This is a genomic window from Halobacterium sp. MBLA0001, assembly GCF_049705385.1.
GTDB lineage: Archaea > Halobacteriota > Halobacteria > Halobacteriales > Halobacteriaceae > Halobacterium > Halobacterium salinarum.
This window is the reverse complement of the sequence record NZ_JBNAMQ010000005.1, coordinates 1-18,653: the sequence shown is the minus strand read 5'-3', so window position 1 is coordinate 18,653 and position 18,653 is coordinate 1. Positions and strand designations below refer to the sequence as shown.

The 18,653-nt window shown below is 57.0% G+C and carries 15 protein-coding genes and 2 pseudogenes; 8 read left to right on the top strand and 9 right to left on the bottom strand.

From position 1 onward, the window contains the following. The first annotated feature begins 182 nt into the window (after positions 1-182). Complete coding sequence (locus tag ACOZ32_RS00670) at positions 183-464, top strand: PadR family transcriptional regulator (RefSeq protein ID WP_285265685.1); 282 nt, start codon at positions 183-185, stop codon at positions 462-464. Positions 465-1,347: 883 nt separating this feature from the next. After that, entirely contained in the window at positions 1,348-2,778 is a 1,431-nt protein-coding gene (locus ACOZ32_RS00665; protein ID WP_285265684.1) for an orc1/cdc6 family replication initiation protein, read from the top strand. A gap of 575 nt (positions 2,779-3,353) precedes the next feature. On the opposite strand, the gene ACOZ32_RS00660 is transcribed toward ACOZ32_RS00665, so the two are convergent. Next, positions 3,354-3,929: a hypothetical protein gene (locus tag ACOZ32_RS00660; protein WP_424334800.1), complete on the bottom strand. Its 576-nt coding sequence runs from the start codon at positions 3,927-3,929 to the stop codon at positions 3,354-3,356. 121 nt (positions 3,930-4,050) lie between these two features. On the opposite strand from ACOZ32_RS00660, the gene ACOZ32_RS00655 reads away from it, so the two are divergent. Next, positions 4,051-4,461, top strand: a complete 411-nt coding sequence (locus tag ACOZ32_RS00655) for a helix-turn-helix domain-containing protein (protein ID WP_285265682.1) — start codon at positions 4,051-4,053, stop codon at positions 4,459-4,461. Between the two features lie 71 nt (positions 4,462-4,532). Here ACOZ32_RS00655 and ACOZ32_RS00650 read toward each other — a convergent pair whose 3' ends face one another. Then, a complete protein-coding gene (locus tag ACOZ32_RS00650; protein ID WP_424334799.1) occupies positions 4,533-4,856 on the bottom strand; it encodes a hypothetical protein in 324 nt (107 codons plus the stop codon). 138 nt (positions 4,857-4,994) lie between these two features. Here ACOZ32_RS00650 and ACOZ32_RS00645 point away from each other — a divergent pair, with 138 nt between their 5' ends. Further along, complete coding sequence (locus ACOZ32_RS00645) at positions 4,995-5,921, top strand: MarR family transcriptional regulator (RefSeq protein WP_424334798.1); 927 nt, start codon at positions 4,995-4,997, stop codon at positions 5,919-5,921. A 12-nt stretch (positions 5,922-5,933) separates the two neighbouring features. Here ACOZ32_RS00645 and ACOZ32_RS00640 read toward each other — a convergent pair whose 3' ends face one another. After that, positions 5,934-7,163, bottom strand: coding sequence for an RNA-guided endonuclease InsQ/TnpB family protein (locus ACOZ32_RS00640; protein WP_424334797.1), 1,230 nt, complete (start codon positions 7,161-7,163; stop codon positions 5,934-5,936). A gap of 138 nt (positions 7,164-7,301) precedes the next feature. Here ACOZ32_RS00640 and ACOZ32_RS00635 point away from each other — a divergent pair. Further along, a pseudogene (locus tag ACOZ32_RS00635) lies at positions 7,302-8,105 on the top strand (DUF6036 family nucleotidyltransferase). 57 nt (positions 8,106-8,162) lie between these two features. After that, the gene (locus tag ACOZ32_RS00630) at positions 8,163-9,155 is read left to right on the top strand and encodes a transposase (RefSeq protein ID WP_424334796.1); all 993 of its coding nucleotides are present in this window, start codon (positions 8,163-8,165) and stop codon (positions 9,153-9,155) included. Positions 9,156-10,061: 906 nt separating this feature from the next. Here ACOZ32_RS00630 and ACOZ32_RS00625 read toward each other — a convergent pair. Together ACOZ32_RS00625 and ACOZ32_RS00620 are read right to left on the bottom strand one after the other, a co-directional pair. Beyond that, a complete protein-coding gene (locus ACOZ32_RS00625; protein ID WP_136361741.1) occupies positions 10,062-10,622 on the bottom strand; it encodes a TATA-box-binding protein in 561 nt (186 codons plus the stop codon). 274 nt (positions 10,623-10,896) lie between these two features. Next, positions 10,897-12,033: a PQQ-binding-like beta-propeller repeat protein gene (locus ACOZ32_RS00620; protein ID WP_136361740.1), complete on the bottom strand. Its 1,137-nt coding sequence runs from the start codon at positions 12,031-12,033 to the stop codon at positions 10,897-10,899. Between the two features lie 286 nt (positions 12,034-12,319). On the opposite strand from ACOZ32_RS00620, the gene ACOZ32_RS00615 reads away from it, so the two are divergent. After that, positions 12,320-13,087: a hypothetical protein gene (locus tag ACOZ32_RS00615; RefSeq protein ID WP_136361739.1), complete on the top strand. Its 768-nt coding sequence runs from the start codon at positions 12,320-12,322 to the stop codon at positions 13,085-13,087. Between the two features lie 171 nt (positions 13,088-13,258). On the opposite strand, the gene ACOZ32_RS00610 is transcribed toward ACOZ32_RS00615, so the two are convergent. From ACOZ32_RS00610 to ACOZ32_RS00595, 4 genes are all read right to left on the bottom strand, one after another. Then, positions 13,259-13,450 (bottom strand): DUF7692 domain-containing protein, encoded by a 192-nt coding sequence (locus ACOZ32_RS00610; RefSeq protein WP_424334795.1) that lies wholly within the window; start codon positions 13,448-13,450, stop codon positions 13,259-13,261. A gap of 76 nt (positions 13,451-13,526) precedes the next feature. Further along, positions 13,527-14,660 (bottom strand): transposase, encoded by a 1,134-nt coding sequence (locus ACOZ32_RS00605; protein WP_424334794.1) that lies wholly within the window; start codon positions 14,658-14,660, stop codon positions 13,527-13,529. 218 nt (positions 14,661-14,878) lie between these two features. Further along, complete coding sequence (locus ACOZ32_RS00600; RefSeq protein ID WP_285255181.1) at positions 14,879-16,213, bottom strand: IS4-like element ISH32 family transposase; 1,335 nt, start codon at positions 16,211-16,213, stop codon at positions 14,879-14,881. A 329-nt stretch (positions 16,214-16,542) separates the two neighbouring features. Next, the gene (locus tag ACOZ32_RS00595; RefSeq protein ID WP_424334832.1) at positions 16,543-16,749 is read right to left on the bottom strand and encodes a protein-tyrosine phosphatase family protein; all 207 of its coding nucleotides are present in this window, start codon (positions 16,747-16,749) and stop codon (positions 16,543-16,545) included. Between the two features lie 640 nt (positions 16,750-17,389). On the opposite strand from ACOZ32_RS00595, the pseudogene ACOZ32_RS00590 reads away from it, so the two are divergent. Beyond that, positions 17,390-18,653 (top strand): annotated as a pseudogene (locus tag ACOZ32_RS00590) (plasmid replication protein RepH); the annotation flags it as partial.

The following is an 18,653-nucleotide window of genomic DNA, read 5'->3' as shown; positions in this document are numbered from 1 at the left end:
CGAAGGAAAATTCAACTGGACTTGGATAGGGTCAAGTTAGCAGCAGGCTCACCAACTCAAATCTAGGCCGAGAGTTCAGTCAAGTAACGCTTCAGAGATAGATCGAAGACGGACGTACATCGTACGTACAGATGCAGCGCGAAAGAATAATAATTATACAGTTCAAGAACTCGATAAGGAATATGTACGACCTTACAGGATTTCAGCGAGATCTCCTCTACGTTGTTGCTGGATTAGATGAACCACATGGCCTCGCAGTCAAAGACGAACTCGAGGAATACTACGAGTCCGAGATCCACCACGGCCGACTCTACCCGAATCTCGACACACTCGTCGACAAAGGCCTAGTCGATAAGGGGGAGCTTGACCAGCGAACAAACTTCTACACAGTGACGCGGCGTGGCGAGCGAGAAATTGCAGCCCGCCGTGAGTGGGAGAATCAGTACGTCGACCTTGAGAAGTAGACGATAGCAAGCCGAATTCTGAGAAGGTTTTTCCCACTACTGCTTAACCAACGGAGGGACTGCCTCACGGCACTGTCTCTGCTGCGAGATTGTTTAACCAACAGAACATCGATAATGCCGGCGTTGTTGGTTAAGTTCTGAACGGTTCAGTACGAATCGCCGGAATACAGATGGAGACCCCTCTATCGATGTGTTCCTCATGAGGGACCAAGCAGAAAGGGAGACAGTGAGAGAATACTGGGTGTGGTCCGGATCGAGGAAATAGACCGAGAATAGACAGACACCCCTCTATCGATGTGTTCAGTTCAAGGTGGTACGAGCGAAAAACCGAGCGAGAAGAGGATATTGGCGGATGTCAGAGCCCTTTGGACTGGTTCAGCAGGTTCACGAGACGATACATGGCGGATTCAACGACACGAGACAGCCAAGAATTGTGTGCAGCAGAAGACGACAGATAACAGCGGTTGCAGAACACTTCGATAGAGGTGTGTGTGTGTTTGTTCTAGAAAGCTAGAAGAGAAGAAGAGAAGAACAACCACTTTCTGGAGTCCCAATATTCCTGATTCAGTTCTTCTTTCGACGGAATCCCAGGATATCGGCGTACATGGGACGTCTCGCCCTTGGTCCCAAATCGGCCGAATCGCTTCGAGTCGTCCCCACGCCCGATCACTCGAACACATCGATAGAGGGGTGTGTCTCTTCAGCAACTCCTCGAGGGGCTCGCCGACGGACGTTCTTGGAACACTTCGTTAGGCGCGTTTGGAAATAACCGTCGTAACGAGCTATACTGGCGCTATATCCGGGAATAAAACCCTCACTCTCCTGATTTACACTTCGATAGGGGTGGGGAACATTTTTACTCTTGCTCTGTATGGGGTCGTACATGGGTATCGACGACTCCGATGGCTCCCCTCCTGATCCGGAGTCCCTAGACGACTCTACACAGACGGATCTTTCCACGGAGTCTTCTGCTTCCGAAGGCGCTTCCGACACAGCCACCGACGAGGATAGCGAAAGCCCTTCTCAATCGATCGAGGATATGCTGCTGGAATTCGACGAGCAAGACGGTCTCATCCGCGACCGCTCGCTCCTTGATCCCAACTACGTCGTTGAAGAGGACCGCATCGTCGGTCGCGACGAACAGCTCCAGGAGGTCACCAAGATGCTTCGCGTTGCACTCGGTGACAACCGTCCGCCGAACCTCTTCCTCTACGGCCCCTCTGGTACGGGCAAATCCCTCATCACCAAAGCCGTCTGCAAGAACATTAGTCGTATCTGCGACTCTCGAGACATCCAATTCGGGACCGTCGAAGTCAACTGCCAGGACCTCGACACCCTCGGCGTCGCCGTCTACGAACTCGCCCAACAGGCCGCCGATGAAGCTGGCGTCGACGTCGAAGTACCGAAGCACGGCGTCGCGACCAAGGAGAAATGGGACGAACTCTACCGCATCATCAACGAGAACTTCGACTCCGTCGTCTTCGTGCTCGACGAACTCGACATGCTGGTTGGCCGTCGCGACAAACAGGACCCCGCGTTCTCGCGGCTGCTCTACCAGCTCTCGCGGGCTGGCGCTAGCGACGACCTTACCGCCTACATCTCCGTCGTCGCAATTTCGAACGATACGAAGATGATGGAGGCCGTTGGCAGCCGTGCGCTGAGCTCGTTCACGCCTGAGGACGTCCACTTCGATGACTACGATGCCAACCAGCTGCAGTCGATTCTTCGCCGGCGTCAGGACGCGTTCCACGATGGCGTCGTCAAGGAAGAAGTCATCCCGCTGGCGGCCGCATTCGCCGCCCAGACGCACGGGGACGCGCGGAAAGCCATCGACTTGATGCGCGTCGCTGGCGAGCTCGCCGAGCGTGAAGGGGATCAGGAAATCCGCGAGAAACACGTCCGGATGGCCCAGGACAAAGTCGAGAAAAACCGCGTCCTAGAGGTCGTTCGTGGCATTAGCACGCAGAAGAAACTCTGCTTGTACGCGACTGCTTCCGTTGCAGCCCAGACTGACGGCGGGACCGCGCGGAGCACGACCGGCTACAAAGTCTATCAGTACCTGACGGAATCAATTGATGCCGACCAATATCATCAGGAGACGTACGTGAACAAGATGAAGGAGTTGACGACGTACTCGCTGGTGGACTTCGAGCGGCGGAGTCACGGCCCCAGCTCGGGGATGTTCCTCGAGTTCCAGTTCGGCGAGCGGCCGGAAACGATTTTGGAGACGCTTCGCGAGGACTCTCGCATCGAGATGGTTTCCACGGACGAGGTCGAATCGGTCGTCAAAGCTCAGGTCCGCAACGAGGCCTAACGAGCTTCTGAATCAGAGTTGTTGAATCTATCTTGGAACCGTTTTCTTCCTGCTCATCTGTACAGAGTAGCTAGGATTGACTGAAGTTCTGCAGACACCCCTTTATCGATGTGTACTGGTTTGCCCTAACGTGCCACGCATGCAGCGGTTAACAAGCGGATGCATCCGAACAAGCAAAGTCCCTTGAATATCCGCGTACCTCACACCGTTATCGAAGTGTAATATCGGGATAAGAGCCGTCTACCTATCGAGAACGCGGCTATGTGTGGATAGCGGTTATGAACCTATTTGACTGTATTTGTCGTTTTTGGCCGAAATATTGTGGGTTGATTGTCAATACGTCCGTTCTCGAAGACACACCTCTATCGAAGTGTTCTTGCACCACCACACACCTCTATCGATGTGTTCGGTGCGGGCGACGAACAACTTCCTCCCCGGCGACAACTGACGGCGAGTCCCTCATCAAAGCCACCGAAAGGCATCGCCTTTCGAGGTCTCAACGGAGCAACGCTCCGTCGGTGCCCCCTCCCTCAACGAGCGAGATTACTAGACCGAACGAAGTAGGGTAGGGTCGGTTACAGGGTGCCAACACACTCGACGAGTTCGTCTTCAGTAGTCCACCGGCATAACCGACCGCCATCGTCCAACATCTCGAAAATAGCCGTCTGCATACCGCTATACGGATTCTCACTCGTCACTCCGGTCTCAACGTCCTCTAGGTCGAGCGTTTCGTATTCGCGCTTGAATACGTGCGTTTTCGCGAAAAATTCCTCAAGAGCCGTGAAGTAGCCCTGTTCGACCAGAAACCCTCCCTGGGCGTGTTCGGCGACACCGACGATCGTATCCGTATAATCGGCGAGCAGTCGGAACTTGAGATAGGTGTTCGTCCATTCGCTTCGGATGTCGACCATCAAAAATGCATACGCGCCGGGCCGTCGATTGAGGCGATCTTTCACGAGCTGGAGACGGCGAATCTCGGGTTGACCATAGCTGCCGAGGACAAAGTACGAATTCTCAGCCGAGAAGATCGGCGTCAGCTCCGCAACACTCTGTTTCAGCGCTTCGTACTCCTTCGGCGTGAGTGAGGTCTCGTGAAGATACTCGTCGGCCTTCGCAGCGAGTTCGTCAACAGTGACTGGTTCCTCACTCATCTACTCGAACGTACGCAGATAGGGTGCTTTAATGCGGCGACCTCATCATAGACCGATTCGCTTATATCCGATTCGTATTTGGGCGAAACGCTTTTGCACGTACTACTCAAACAACGAAGTAATGAGTACCTCCGATCAGCCGCCAAGCGAGCTCGAGTCCGTTCGGGAGCGACTCAACGTTGTCACCCAGGAGACGCGATTCGCGCTCCTCCAGGACATTCTCGGGCATCCGTCGGAACTACCGACGCTGAAGGAACTCGACTATGTCAACCCGAGCAAGAGCCGGACGACGATTCGCCAGCACCTCCAGCAGCTCATCGACGCCGATGTCGTCGAGGAAGTGCTCCTGTCCGAGGACCGTCGGCAGAACGACCTTCCGTACAAGTTCTACGGGATCAGCGAGAAGGGTCGACAGTTCCTTGAGGAGCACGACCTCTACCGGGCACAAGACACGCTTCGAGAAATCTACGACCGCGTGGAGAAAACCGAGGACATCAAACGGTATGAGAACGCCCCTCGACCCGAGCGCTGACAGCGCTAACTTTCACATCGTAGCCGGGGTCATCCCGAACGGCTGACCACACGATTGAGACGCAGCTCTGTCTAGTCGTCCGGATTGACCGGACCTTTGTACTTCGACTTCACTGAATCACCCTCCCGCCACTGCCAGTAGTAGTAGCGATTGTCGTTGATTTCCTTGATCGTGATCGTCGCTTTGGCAGGGACGTCGTCCGGGAGATCGTCCGGTCGCTCTTCGACCTCTTCTTGATCTGCCGACTCCTCGAGACGGGCCTCTCGCTCCTTGTGCTCGACGAGCGCCTCAGCGTACGTTGCAACGTCTCGAAGCTGCTCCGGGTCCGACTCGTTGAGCGTGTTGACAATCTCCGTCGGGAGGTTCGCTGGTGGGGTCGGGGGTTCGTAGGACATCGGCTACTCTCGTGTTAACCAACACGGCCCACGAGTCCATAGTTTTGTTGGTTAAGACGATGGAGGCGACTCTCGTGCCTGCTGACTGTAACACTACTCGAAACTTCTTTATATATGGGTTTCGTACTATGTTACACCGTGCTCCGGCGCATCGAACTCGAGGTCCTCGCCACGGTCGACCGCGGCGACACGATCTCCGAACTCGCGACGAAGCTCGACCACAGCGAGAGCTACCTCTCTCGTGCCGTCGGCGACCTCGTCGAAAAGGGACTCGTCTACACGGAACGCGACGGCCGCCGAAAACTAGTCGTCCCGTCGGATGCTCGCGCCGTCGAACTCTACCAGGACCTCGTCCGCCAGCACTCCCACATCGACTTCCCCGAACTGCTGACCGGCAAGGCACTCGAGGTGTTGTACTACCTCGACCAGCCGCGAACCGTCTCCGAGATCGCCGACCGGAGCGACAACTACCGCAACACGGTCAACCGCGTCCTCAAGCGGTTTCGCGACCGTGGGCTTGTCGGGACGGCCGACGGCCGCTATGACTTCAACGCCGACTTCGACCGCCTCCACGAGTTCGCCCGTGAACTCGCACACCATCTACATCGCCAGCGCCTCGAATCTGTCGCCCCGAAGGGGACGATTCTCTGGGAGGACTACGACGAATTCCTCGCGCAGGCAGAGACGGAGATCGACGCAGAGGGGTTCCACGAAACCGGCCTTGCTCGGTTCGCAGCCTTCGACCTCCAGTTCCTGCTCACCGGCCATCGCTACTACTTCTACTCCGAGGATCTCGACGCAGTCTCGCCGGCGGAGCTCTGCTGTCACACGCTGCTGATCGACGACGGCAGCCGCCACCGCTCGTACTGTCTCCTCCTGCTCAGCCACGTCGACGTCGACGAGGCGGACCTCCGAGAGCAGGCGGCGAAGTATGGTCTCGAAGACGAAATCGACGCCCTGCTCCGCTACCTCGAGACGCACGGCGAGGTCGACAACGAGCGACTCCCGGAGTGGGATGAGTTCCAGGAGCTGGCGGCTGAGTACGAGGTGCCACTACCACAGTAAGCTCACTACGGTCTAGGTGCCGTGGTGTTCACCGTGGACTCCCGCTCTGGCCGAATCCGGCAGGGGCTTGACCCCGTTCGCGTTCAGCATCCCGGTGTTCAAGCGCACGCCTACGGGTGCGCCTCCCTCGCCCCCAGTTTGGTTGCGAAGGAGTCGATAGCCGATGTTCTTCGCTGCGTTGTAGTCCGCGTGGTTCTCGTACCCACAGGACTGACAGCAGAACGTGTCCTGCGACGGGCGGTTTTCCGTATGGGTGAAGCCACAAGATGAACACCGTCGGGATGTGTTCTTCGGGTTCACTTGTTCAACCTGGATCCCGCGTACCTCAGCCCTGTACGAGATGTAGTCGTACAGACGACGGAACGCCCACTCGTGGAACTTACGGGCGTCGGGCATCCGATCGCGGATATCCGTCAAGTTCTCGAAGGCGATCACCGTGCAGCCATTTTCAGCTGCCTCGTCTACGAGTTCGTTCGCGACACCGTGAAGATACTGCTCGAAGCGTCCCGTTTCCTTGCGCCCGACTGCTTGGACGTTCTCGTGGGCCCACCGCGACCCACACTCTTGGAGCGATTTGCGGCGCTGAACGTACTCCTGTCGCCAGTGGTTGAGTTCGTCGGCAGACCAGAACACGCCAGTCGAAGTAACGGCGATGTTCTCGACCCCGAGGTCCACACCAAGAACCGTTCCGTTCTCGGCTGGAACGGGGTCGTCCACATCCGCCTTTGTTCGGACGTGGAGGTAGAAATCGCCACGGCGATAATGGAGTGTCGCACCAGTAGTCTCCCACTTGTTGCTCTGCAGATATTCGGAGAAGGGCGTTTCACGGGTTACCTCGGGAATGACGTACTCGACAGTGACGCGTCCCTCGACGGTAGATAATGAGGCGTGATCGTCGTGGAATGTGGCGTTCCGCTGGTTATATTCCACGAACGGCGAGGTGAACGTGGGCAACGAAGCGTACTCACCCTTCGACCACTTCGCGACCACACTTTCGAGTGCGTCAACGGCACGGTCGCGAGCCGACTGAACGTGATTGCTGTGAAGCCGTGTCTGCTCGCGTAGTTCGTCGTAAGTCAGTTCGTGCAGGACTGACTTGCGAGTTTCGGCCCATTCGCCGTCCCACGCAGCATCTACGACATAGTTGGCGGCCCACCGAAACTCGTCGATGGTCTCGTGAAGCAGGTCCGCCTGCTCTTCGGTCACATCGAGTTTGACCGGAACAGTGCGGTGGACCTCCATATACATCACAAAACAACCTGTGATTAAAAGTATTAATAAGGAATAGTAGAGAGTCAACCCTGCTATGGACTGTGAGACGGCTCACGAGTGTCGGTTTTATCCCACACCCGTAGTCTCGGGTACTCCTATTGATCTACTATGAGACCAACATTCGGCCGCGAGTACATCGAGAACGAATTCCAGCGGATCGCGGATGGCCTCTCAGCCCCGCTCGCGGTCTACCTGATCGGTGGTGGCGCGATGTCGCTGCGCGACCTCAAGGGGGCGACGAAAGATATCGACCTGGTCGTCCCAGATGGCGACGCGTACGGTCAACTGTGGGCCGTCCTGATGGACCTCGGGTATGCGGAGGTACAGTCGCTGGATTCGGATTACCGGGCGTTGGGGGCGACGAGTTGCGTCGAGAACGACGATGGGTGTCGCCTCGACATCTTCAATCAGCAGGTCGCGAACAAGCTGATCCTCACCGACGGCATGCAGGAGCGCAGCGAGCCGTTCCTCAACACGGATCGATTGACGGTCCGCCTGGTCAGCAACGAGGATATCTTCCTGTTCAAACTGATCGCAGGCCGCGACGACGACATCGAGGATATGAATATGCTCGTGCAGGCTGGACTCAACTACGACGTCGTCCGGGCCGAACTCAAGGCGTAGATCGACCGGCTCGGCGACGACCAGTTCGCCACCTTCGCGAACGAGGCCCTGGTCGACCTCGACGAACGGTATGGGGTGATCACGCCAATCGAGGACCACGTCCAGGAGCTGACGACCCGGTATTATCGCGGGCTCGAAGTCCTCCAGGCACTCGACGAACCGATGACTGTCGACGAACTAGCCACCGATCTGGATCTGGACGTCGCTGAGGTTCGCGAACGGATCGCGTATCTAACAGAATTCGATCGGGTCAGGAAGGGTGGCGAGACAGTCCGTCCGGCGGAGTAGCACGAGAAGAGCCTGTCATAGAAAGCGTCACGTACGAAGCAGCAGGGTGCAGAAAGTGTGTCCAGCACAATCGCAACCCTGCAAGACGTAGCTTCGGTAGACGACTTCTTGAATGCGGCGGCTACGGAGACAGTACCGCTGTTCGAACACCTTGAGTTCGAGTTTCTCCTGGAATACGACGTGTTCGCCCCCTCGAAGCGGGGGCGAACACGAGTGCACCAGCCACCGGATCTCTTTCGCGGCTTCCTCCACTGCTACTACGAGGATGTCTACGGCACACGCCCAGTTACACGAGAACTCCAGCACAGCCTCGTCTGGTACTACTGCGGACTCGACAAACCGCCATCCAGAGACACGATTGATCGCTTTCTCACCGATCTCGAACACGTTATCGACGATATCTTCGACAGGCTCGTCGAGCAGGCCGCCGCTCGCGGCCTGCTCGACTCCACGTATTCCATCGATTCGACCCACGTTGAATCAATCCAACACAACGACGCTGCCTCGTGGAATTACGATCCAACAGCTGAGGAGTACTACTACGGCTTCGGCTGTACGATCGTCTCAACTGGTGCAAAGATCCCGATAGCAGCGGAGTTCACACAAACCAAGCAAGCGGATCAGAAGACGGCGATGCGCGTCACGCGTGACGCGCTCGCCGTCGATACACCGGTCTGGATGCTCGGAGACAGCGCCTACGACGTCCTCGATTGGCACGACCACCTGCTGGCCGCAGGGGTCGTGCCAATCGCTCCATACAATCCGCGAAACACCGACGACCCGAAAGACATCGAGTACAGGGTCGAAGGCCGAATCACCGAACACAGCGAGGACGTGCAGCTGAAACAATCCATCTTGGACGAGACGTACACCAACCGGACAGGAGTCGAACGAACCAACGACGCGGTCAAGGACTGCGGCCTCGGGCACGTCCGCGCCCGAGGCCGCGTCCACGCACGAACAGAAGTGTTCCTCGCACTGTGCCTTCGAATCGTCGTTGCAATCACCAACTACGAGCGAGGAAACGATCCGGGCTGTGAGAAACTATGAGATGGATTCTATGACAGGCTCTTTCTGTGGCAGCCCACCGGTCTCGTTTGACTGTTCTCACTCGAGTGGCGGGAGCCAGAGGCCGTTTCCCGGATATCGAACGCTTTTGGTGTACTCAAATCAACTGTTACCTATGGCTACGTGTACTGAATGCGGTGCTGACCTTCCGCCTGATACCGAAGTTGTCTGTGATCATTTCGAGAGCGAACACGGATACTTCACCGAGAGTAGTAGCGACAACAGCCACGAGTAGTCTCGGGTCCAGAGCGGGTATACAGCGCTGCAACGAGCCCAGTTGGCCGGGATACTGTTGCTTCGTCATGGACCGTCTGGCTTCGGGTGTGGGCTCCGGCTTTCAATAGCGGGAAGTACGCCGTCCCGTGGACTTGCCCGACCTATATGTAGCTGCGTGTTCGTAAATCGGAGTGTAGGGCGTTCAGCCCTACTGTCACACGCACGTCCACCCCTGAGCGAGCCGTCACCACCGACGCCTCTCGACTTCCGTCCGCACATCTCAGTAATGACCTCGCAGAATCCTCGGCTTGGTGACTGTTCCCGGTGTGGTGCCACGATCAACGCCCGGCATATTCTCGTCGAGTACGAAACGAATGGGCGCCACCGCTACTGGGCGGACTGCCCCGACTGTGGCGATGTTGTTGACCCAGATGCCTAACACCCATGCTTCGACGACTCACTCGTGTTCTCTGGTCTTCAGAGCCTGATTCTGAGCCGTCTCTGGTCGAATGCAAGCGCTGCGGGACGACGCTGGAATCCAAGGCCGTCGAGCGGTGTCCAGAGTGCGGGAGTCCCGATATTGCGACGTATTTCCTCTAACTTCCCGGTCACGCAAACCCTGCTCGACGCGTGTGAAGCGTCTCTTACACGTGGTCAAGCTGGTATAGCGGGTTATTCGAGGAGGCCGAGGTCGGTGAGTCGCTCGTGGATGGTTTCGAGTGCGTGGTGGGCGTCATCTGGGGTGGTGCCGCCAGTGATGACGAGTTTCCCGCTGCCGAACAAGAGTACAACCACATCTGGGCTATCTACGCGATAGACGAGGCCGGGGAACTGCTCAGGCTCGTACTCGACGTCTTCGAGACCAAGCCCGATGGCGATAGCGTTCAAATTCAGGGACTGTTCGAGACTCCCGCTGCAGACGATGTTCTGGACGTCGATCGGGGGAGTGTCTGTGATGTCGATGCCGAGGTCGCGGAGGTCTTCGAAGACGATACTGAGGGCGTCGTGGACATCGTCGATGGTTGTGGCGCCGGTACAGACGGCCTTGCCCGAATCGAAGATGAGCGTCGTTGATTTGGGATCGGTGAGGCGGTAGATGACGCCGGGAAAGTCCTCGGGATTGTACTGGGCGCCGGGAAGATCAGTTGCGAGTTGCTCGAGGGTTAGCTCCTGGCCGAGGTCGCTTGATGCGACGACATTCTCGGTCTGGATCCTTTCAGTCGGCGTGCTCATTCTGTCTACTCCTGGGACGCACTACGTGAAAAATGGTGAGACGAATGGCGCGGTGAACGGCTGCAGGAACTGAGTAGCGCTGCGAGGACGGCTGTCGCAGCTGGTCCTACCACGAGCGCGAACGCTGCAACGGTTCCCGTCGCCCGATTTCACGCTGAACGAAGCGTGTCATAGACGGTTGCCATGTCGTATCGAGAACCGCTAAGTACAAGGCCCCGGTCGAACAGAGCGACTGAGCAGGTGGTGTTTCACGGAGACTGATTGCTGTCGCTGCTTACTCTGGGTAGCTGATGCAGAAAATCCCGCCTGCCTCCGTGAGGAGATACAGCTGGTCTTCCTCGACGAGCGGCGGAGCCCACACTGCCGAATCTGTTCCAACCGTCCACTGCGGACTCCCATCGTCAACAGCACGAGCGTAGAGACCGTTCGACCCACCGACATAGACGGTGTCTCCGACTTCAACCGCCGCCGAGATCGTCTGCAGTTCCGGGGAGAACGTCCACTTCGTCCCGCCATCACTCGAAGTGAGCGCATGGAGATCCCGCGACCAGCCAGCTGCGTACACAGCATTCTTACCGACACCCAGCGGCGCAGAAACCGACTGCTCCAAGTTGACGTCCCACTTCTCGTTTTGGGACTCCGTCTGCAACGCCGTGAGGTGTCCATTCTCGCGCCCGAGGAGGAGGAGGTCATCCACCACGACTGGCGGGGTCGAGAGCTCCATCGTAGACCGCTTCTCCCAGATCGTGGATCCATCACTCACGTCGATGGCGTACAGTGAGGTGCCCGCCTTCGTGTAGACGGCATCGCCAGCGCTGCCGACGCGGTTGACAAAGCTGTCGTGGTTCCACGTCCAGAGCTGCTCGCCATCGAATCCCCGGGCTTTCACGCCGGCTGCCGTCGGGACGTAGACGGCGTCGTCGATGGCGAGCGGGTCGCCGTAGACGGCCATGTCCTCAGTCCAAGCGGCCTCCCCATTGGACGCCCGAATTGCTTTGAGGCCGTCGTCAGTTCCAACGACGACGACAGAGTCGTTCGCTGCGAGTGGGTGGTCGCTGTTCATGCTGGCGTTCGTCGCGTGCGTCCACTCGCGGTCGCCAGTGTCGGGGTTGTACGCCTCGATCACGCCGGCGTCGTTGAGGCCACTGGCGACGATGAGGTTTCCATCGACTAGCGCTGGCGGGGGGTAGTGGTGGCCGTTCCCGATTCGTGCGCCGGCGACGGCGTCCCATTCGACAGTCGGTGAGGGCGCGGGCGTCGTCTGGGTAGTTGAGTCCGTCTGCGCGACCGTGTTCTCCGTGGTGGTTGGCGCGTCAACGGTGGCGTCCGGGTCGGAGTCGCTTCCGGTGGTGCAGCCGGCAGCGAGGGTTGTTGCGCTTACCAGTCCCAGGAGGTACTTCCGGCGATTCATTGGTTCAAATGCGCCACGCCGCCGACATAAAGTGTGGTCGTGGTTCTTGGAGAAGGCGCGGTGGGCTACGAGCGCAGGGTGGGTAACAACACAGGCTTAACCTACACTTGTGGTGTCTCGCTTTAATTGTTGGTTAAGTCTCTGGGTGTTGAATCTACCCCAGTAACTCCGAGGGTGTCATACAACAGTTCTCATCCGCTCATCGATACTGTTGCAGTGGTAAGTTCAGATGAATCGAGTCACCGTCTCGTTAGGGTTTATTACAATTGGATGGGATGGTCTCGGTATGAACAGGCGGCGGTTTATAACGACCGCAGGAACCACGTTCACAGTCGCGCTCGCGGGATGTACAAGCGACGGAACTGCTGACAACGACAATACGGTGAAGCAGGCGACAGACACCTCCAGTACGCAAGCGCAGACGGGTACAACAGAAGCCACGACAACGCAGCCATCAGCCGAACTCAACCTCAATACTTCGTCAATTATCTCTGGAGAGGACGGCTCGAAATGGGTGTATGCGCGGTTGAGGAATCCGAGTTCAGTCACTCACTCAGGGGGTAGGGTGAATTATACTGTGTCCGATGAGTCTGGGTCTGTCGTTGACTCGATAGAAGGCTACATCCATATGATTCCGGCCGAGACGACGTGGGACTACTACCAGATGGTTCTCGGCGACCGTCGAGAGGACGCGGCGACAGTCAGCCCATCCATCATCGACGACGAGAACGAGAGGCTCGGTGCGGAGGAGCTTGATAACGTCACAGTCACCCAATCCACCTTCAGTAAGGACTTCCAGACAATGACGGAGATTACAGGAAAGGTTCGGAACGACGGGTCGGAGAAGTCGATTGCGCTCGTCGGTTTAATTTACACTGAGGATGGCCGTCTCCGCGGGAGTGTGAAGACGAGTTTGTCGGAGCTGGAGAAGGGGGAAGAGCGAGGGTTCCGCGCTGCGATTGTCGGACAGTGGACGCCCAAGAACAAGCCCGATGACTTGCCGACGGAGTACGAGATACACGCGTTCGAAAGCTCAATCTATTCGCCATTCTGATTCTGCGCCGAGGGTAGGGTTCGAGTGGATGGCAACACGTCCAGACGTGGTTTGAGGCGGTCGATGCGCATACTGACTTCTCGGTTGTTTCGCAGGGACAGACCAGTAAAATTCGGCTACTCTGTGGTGAGCGCACTCGTAACCTCGTAGGTCAATTGCAGCTGTGACGTGCTAAGGATGTCGGCCAGTTCGGGTGTCTTGTCGGGGTGCTCCAGCGTCTTCTCCTTCGCTCGCTGGTTTTGCCTCGCGTGCTCGCACGCGGCTAGGATGAACGGCCGTCCTCGTATTCTCGTCGAGCGCATCCATCGCGAACCCGATCACTCCGAGTCGGTAGGCGTAGTCGCCGTCGGTGCGGGTTCGCATACCTGGCTCGTACCAGTAGTCCCTGATTTTACCGAGGTCTGTTGCACACTAGGTCTGATGTTGTCTGCCGCGTTTGTCAGATGATTCTCTTCGTACCGGTGCGCGCACGCTCAACGTCGGCCTCCCGAATCGCGTGAAGCACGTCTGTCGCGGTGAGTTGGAAGTTCTCCCGACCACCGAAGTGGTATGGGAGTTCGTATTTGAGTGCTGTCCAGTAGTTATAGAACATCTGAGCCGCGCCGAAGTAGAACGTCCGCACCGCGCGCTTGCTCGATCCACAACGCCCCTGGAAGTCGTGTTTCAGCTGGCGAATCGCCGTCTCAACCTGCCATCGATCCCGGAACTGGTACGCGTACTTCCGCAGTTTCTCGTCGGGGACGTCCTCAACGTCGTAATCCGTAATCCATGCGACGTGCTCTTTCTCGCGTGCCTCACTCCCGATCTCCCCCTCATGAATGGGGTGCGCAAACACGTTCACCTGGTCTCTGCCGGTGAATCCAGCGAATCGAACCCCGTTCTCGCCGTCGGGTTCGTCGTCATCGAGTCCTTCCAGTAGCTCGCCAGGGGCACCCGTATCCTTCGCCTGAATCAGGAAGTCAATCCCTTCCTCGCGGCACGTTGTCACCACGTCCCCCCGGTACATCCCCCGGTCACAGTAGACGTGTCCCAGCTCGAAGTCGGCGTACGTGCTGACGCGACGAATCAGCCGCCGCAGCGCGTCCGCCGTCTCGTTTTCTTTCTTAATCGGGGTCGCCCCCAGTACGTACCGCCGATTAGGGGCCGCAACCGAGAGTACAGCGTATTTCCAGTAACTCGTCGTGTTCGAAGACTGGCGTCCCCCACTCGTCCACTCATGGTCGTCGCCGTACCAGGGGACGTCGGTGATGTCGTAAGCGAGGTGCACCGGTTCCTCCGGTAGTAGTTCTTCGCGCTCCAGGAGCCGACAGGTGCCCCGTATGAACTTCGCTTCCAGCTCCTCAACCTCGTACTCACGGGCGTAGCTCCGCAGTGTAGCCGGCGGCGGGACCGCGACAGCATCATCCGTCTGCCATCGTAGCAACTTCGCCCCGTTCGCCGCGTAGCAGTCCTCCAGGGCGATGTGGGCGAGCAGCCGATAGAAGTCCTCGGTCCGATACTGGTAGTTCGGCGCGAGCTGGTCGCGGTCGAACCCCAGCGCGGGCATCGTCAACGCGAGTAACTCTCCAACCACCCATCTGTTCTAGTTTAGTGACGGAGTGAAGCAGGATCTCAGCGGAGACTATACCGAATTGAGGCGGATTAGCTCAGGAGACTGGGTTCGCTGGAGCAGGCAGTCGCTGATTTGTTGTGTGATACCTTCGAGGCGGCGCACTCACAGCCGTGAGTGCGTCGCCGTTCCAGCGCTGCCGCTATCGACACAGGTGCTTCCCCGGTCGTCAGGCGAGTTCGTTACCAGAACTCGCCTGACTCAACCTGCTCACGTAACCGCGGTCGATGCGGATTTGGATCACGTGAAGCCCACAGCAACAACTCATCTAAATCCGGAAGTTCGTACCCTAAATCGAGCATCACGTACAACTGAATCAGGTGTGAATGGCGTTCGACAGCGTGAGAACATCGTCGACGAGGAAGTTGCGGCGACGACGCTGTGGCGTCGTCGGCGCTTTCCCGTTGTTTCACGTCCAGTTTCCGGAGTTCATCGACGATAACACGGCTCATCAGCAGTGAGATTGCGGCCATGATGACCAGAGCTTCGATGATGTACGGATCGGTCGTGTTGATTTCGTCAAGTCCGAAGCGTGATTTCAGTTCTTTGAACAATAATTCTATTTCCCAGCGCGCCCGATAGAGCTGTGCGATATCGGGCGCACTATAGTCGTCTTTCGAGAGATTTGTCAAATAGAGATGGTACTCTTCAGTATCCTCGTTCCAAACACCGACCAGTCGGAACGTTCGGGTCGTGCTGGTGCACGACCCTCGCTTTCGCTCGAACGAGAGGGTGATGCGAACATCGATTTCCTGTCGCTGCAGGTCGTCAAGGACGTCCTGCAGCGACTCTCCTTCGAGCGGGATACTGTTCCCCCGCCACGTCCGGAGCTCTTCGACGATGTCGAAGTTTGCGTCGTCTTTCACACGGGAGACGAACCAGCCGTTATTCTGGTCGATGCGGTCGAACAACCAGAAGTCGTAGAAACCGAGATCGAGCAAGACAAGTGCGCCAGCTACCCACTCGCCGGTGGGTAGCTGGCTCCGTTCTTGGGTTTTAGCGTCAGTTGTTCGGTACCGTGTTGGAAGGCCAGTTGAGAGTGATTCTGTTAGGTGAAGTTTCAGACCGGCCTGATCGTCACCGGTCGCAGCGTACACATCCGCGGCGTCTTGATAGAGAGAAACAATGCTCCCATCGGCAATGAGGACGTCTCGAAAGCGTTCGAGACGTCCGCTAAGGTCGGCATTTCTGGTATCGAGATTCTCGATGGCATCATCGAGAATCTCTCGAAGGAGTGCAACGAACGGTGGAGAGAACCACCCGTGGAAGGTTGCATAGGAGAGTTCATCGCAGTCGGACATTTCGACGAATCGTTCGAGAAAAGCCTGTACAGATCGGTCTGACCCAGCAGCGAAGCCAAGTGAAAGCGTGTAGAACAGCGCAACAGCGTCGAATTTCCGTTCACGCTCGACGAGATTCGTTGCGCGAGCGCGCTCGCGCAACTCATCGGAGGGAAACGCTCTTTGAATCCGATCAACAATCACTGAATCCGGTGGGGAGTAAGTCACACTATCCACCGGATTTCTCTGACTGGTAGTTACAACGATATCTAATCAGACGACGGTACACTCTGCTAAACTAGAACGGATGAGCATCTCGTATCCTGTCGAAGGAACTGACAATCCATAACCCTATTCAGAGTGAGGTGAAAGTGAAACTATCTGAGTTTCATCGACGCCGAACGGTCGGTCAGTCGCCTTAATAGAGGCCAACGTGCTGTCTCGCCGAATGCTACAATCCACCGGAAGAACATCTCTCGCACCCGTTCGCGAACCTAATATGTCGGCTCCTCAATATTCGAAGCTGAGTAATTACTAGTGCTGGATGAGCACTGTTGTGGGAGTGGCTATTCCAGAGCGCTTAGTCGATTTCGTAAATCCGCTCTTGAGGCGGCTTCAAGTGGCCTACGGCCGGTTTGCCGGACAATCTGTAGTGCTTCCGCTAGGGAGAACCCGCGACGTTCAACCAGCCACAGAACTAAGATCTGCCCGGTACGACCCATGCCAGCCGAACAATGAACGACGACAGGGCTCTCGGTACGGTCGGCATCCATTAAGAACGGCCAGATTTCCTCGGAAAGGGTCGTGTCTGGAACCATAGAGTTGAGCAGAATATTTGACGAATGGGAAACACATCATCGAAATTTGGTGGCTCTACACTGTGAGGGATCGTCAGACACCGACTGTTACCTTTAAGTTGCATCCGTGAAAACAAGGGGCCAAGGCAGGACAGAGTAATCACTGGTCGGCGGTGGAAGCCTAAAGAAGGCCCCGGACACGAACCTCTCGTGTCCTCTGGTTGGCTACCTGGGCCTTCTTCGTCCGTGGGCTTAAGCGTTACCCCCACGAGGAGCCGCTGCGCTGCCAAATGAAATGTCCTCAACAGGCGGTGACAGCGATGCAAACCACACAGACACACCAAGACCGAGGTGACCGCGAGTAGCTGACGCTACTCCAGACCGATGACTCACAGGTACAGATTCAAACGACAATCCGGGTCCGATGCTACCAGGCCTCGCCCCGGATGTCGTTTTGCAGTATCGCTGAAGCGGACCAGCGGAGCCGGCCCTCAACACGGATGGAGCGGTATTATCAGCACGCTCCTATCCACAATGTGGACGCGAGGGGTCAAATTGGTTTCGGGACCCTCGCATTTGCCGGCTTCCACGCAGTCCGCATCTCTCCACGGACTGCATGCACACGCCTAATCAACAACAGGGAATCCGGAAGATCGTTCCAGAAGGGAACCTCTCTACTGCTGGAATTACCATCACCGAGGTCTCCCCACGGGTAACAGAATGGATGCCTGACCTTCTTGAGGAACTACTGCCACGGAGTATTCAATCGGTTCGAAAATTCATCCGGCAAGAAGACCCAGAAGTCCTCACGCACGCACGATACAACACCGTCTATCGCCGTCTTCAAGAGAAAACCCTGGGGTTCGACCATCAAGAATGGTGCTCCACAACGGATATTTGGAGTGATGCAGAGGCTGAAGCGGTTGAATACGTAGAATCACTTGTCGAGTTCGCAGTCAAATATTCTGACGTTGACGAAGATGATCTCGACGAACTTTCGGAGTATCACCAGCAGCGGTGCAAATCGCTTAAACAGACTCTCACTACGATCAGTACCGGACGTGGCCCTCTCAACGCTGGCCTTGAAACCTTTACCAAGGGACCCGTACGACTCCACGATGAGCTCGATGACGCACCGCAACCGATCACGCTTGTCCTTGATGGCGAGTCGTGGTCAAAACTCGACGATAGAGGAACAGGTATCCGAGCACTTGCAGCTATCGCCGTGCTCGGCTCCACCTTCGACGTCCGCCTGGTTATTTCACCAGCGTTAGACGCCGCGATTGAGCGACGGTATCCAGACTGGTATCACGCCCATCTCCGTCTTACTGAAACCCGTGAGACCTCCTCTGTAGAATCAGCGGGTGGCGACAGACAACCATCGGCGGAGCAGCTCGAGGAAGCATGGGAAGCAATACAGACCTTACCAGAAGAATCGGGGAGACTCCGTCTGCTTGGGAACCTCCCTATAGAGGGATCTCGAGACTATCGTGATCTCAAGCAGGATGATGAAATCAACGTGGAAGCAGGGACTGTCGGCCGTTACATCCTCGATCTGGAAGAATTAGGGCTTGTGGATATCGACCGTCGTGGGCAATACAACAGTGCGTCCCTCACCGGCTTAGGACAGGTTGCTGTTGAGCAGTATGTCACCACGGACTACCGGGTGATCCACCCGGCCCAATCGACGTTGGAAACGCATCTTACGCCGACCCCTCAGCCCCAAGCAAGTACAGTGTATCCCGCGCAGATGAACACGAGGGAGGGGAATCAACCTGGGACAGCGGAGGATTGGATAGCTGCGACAGGCAGTCCTAGTGAGGGTGCTGACTACGTTCAATGGCTCGATGGGCCGTCTGGTGTTCTCGACGCTTGGGGGA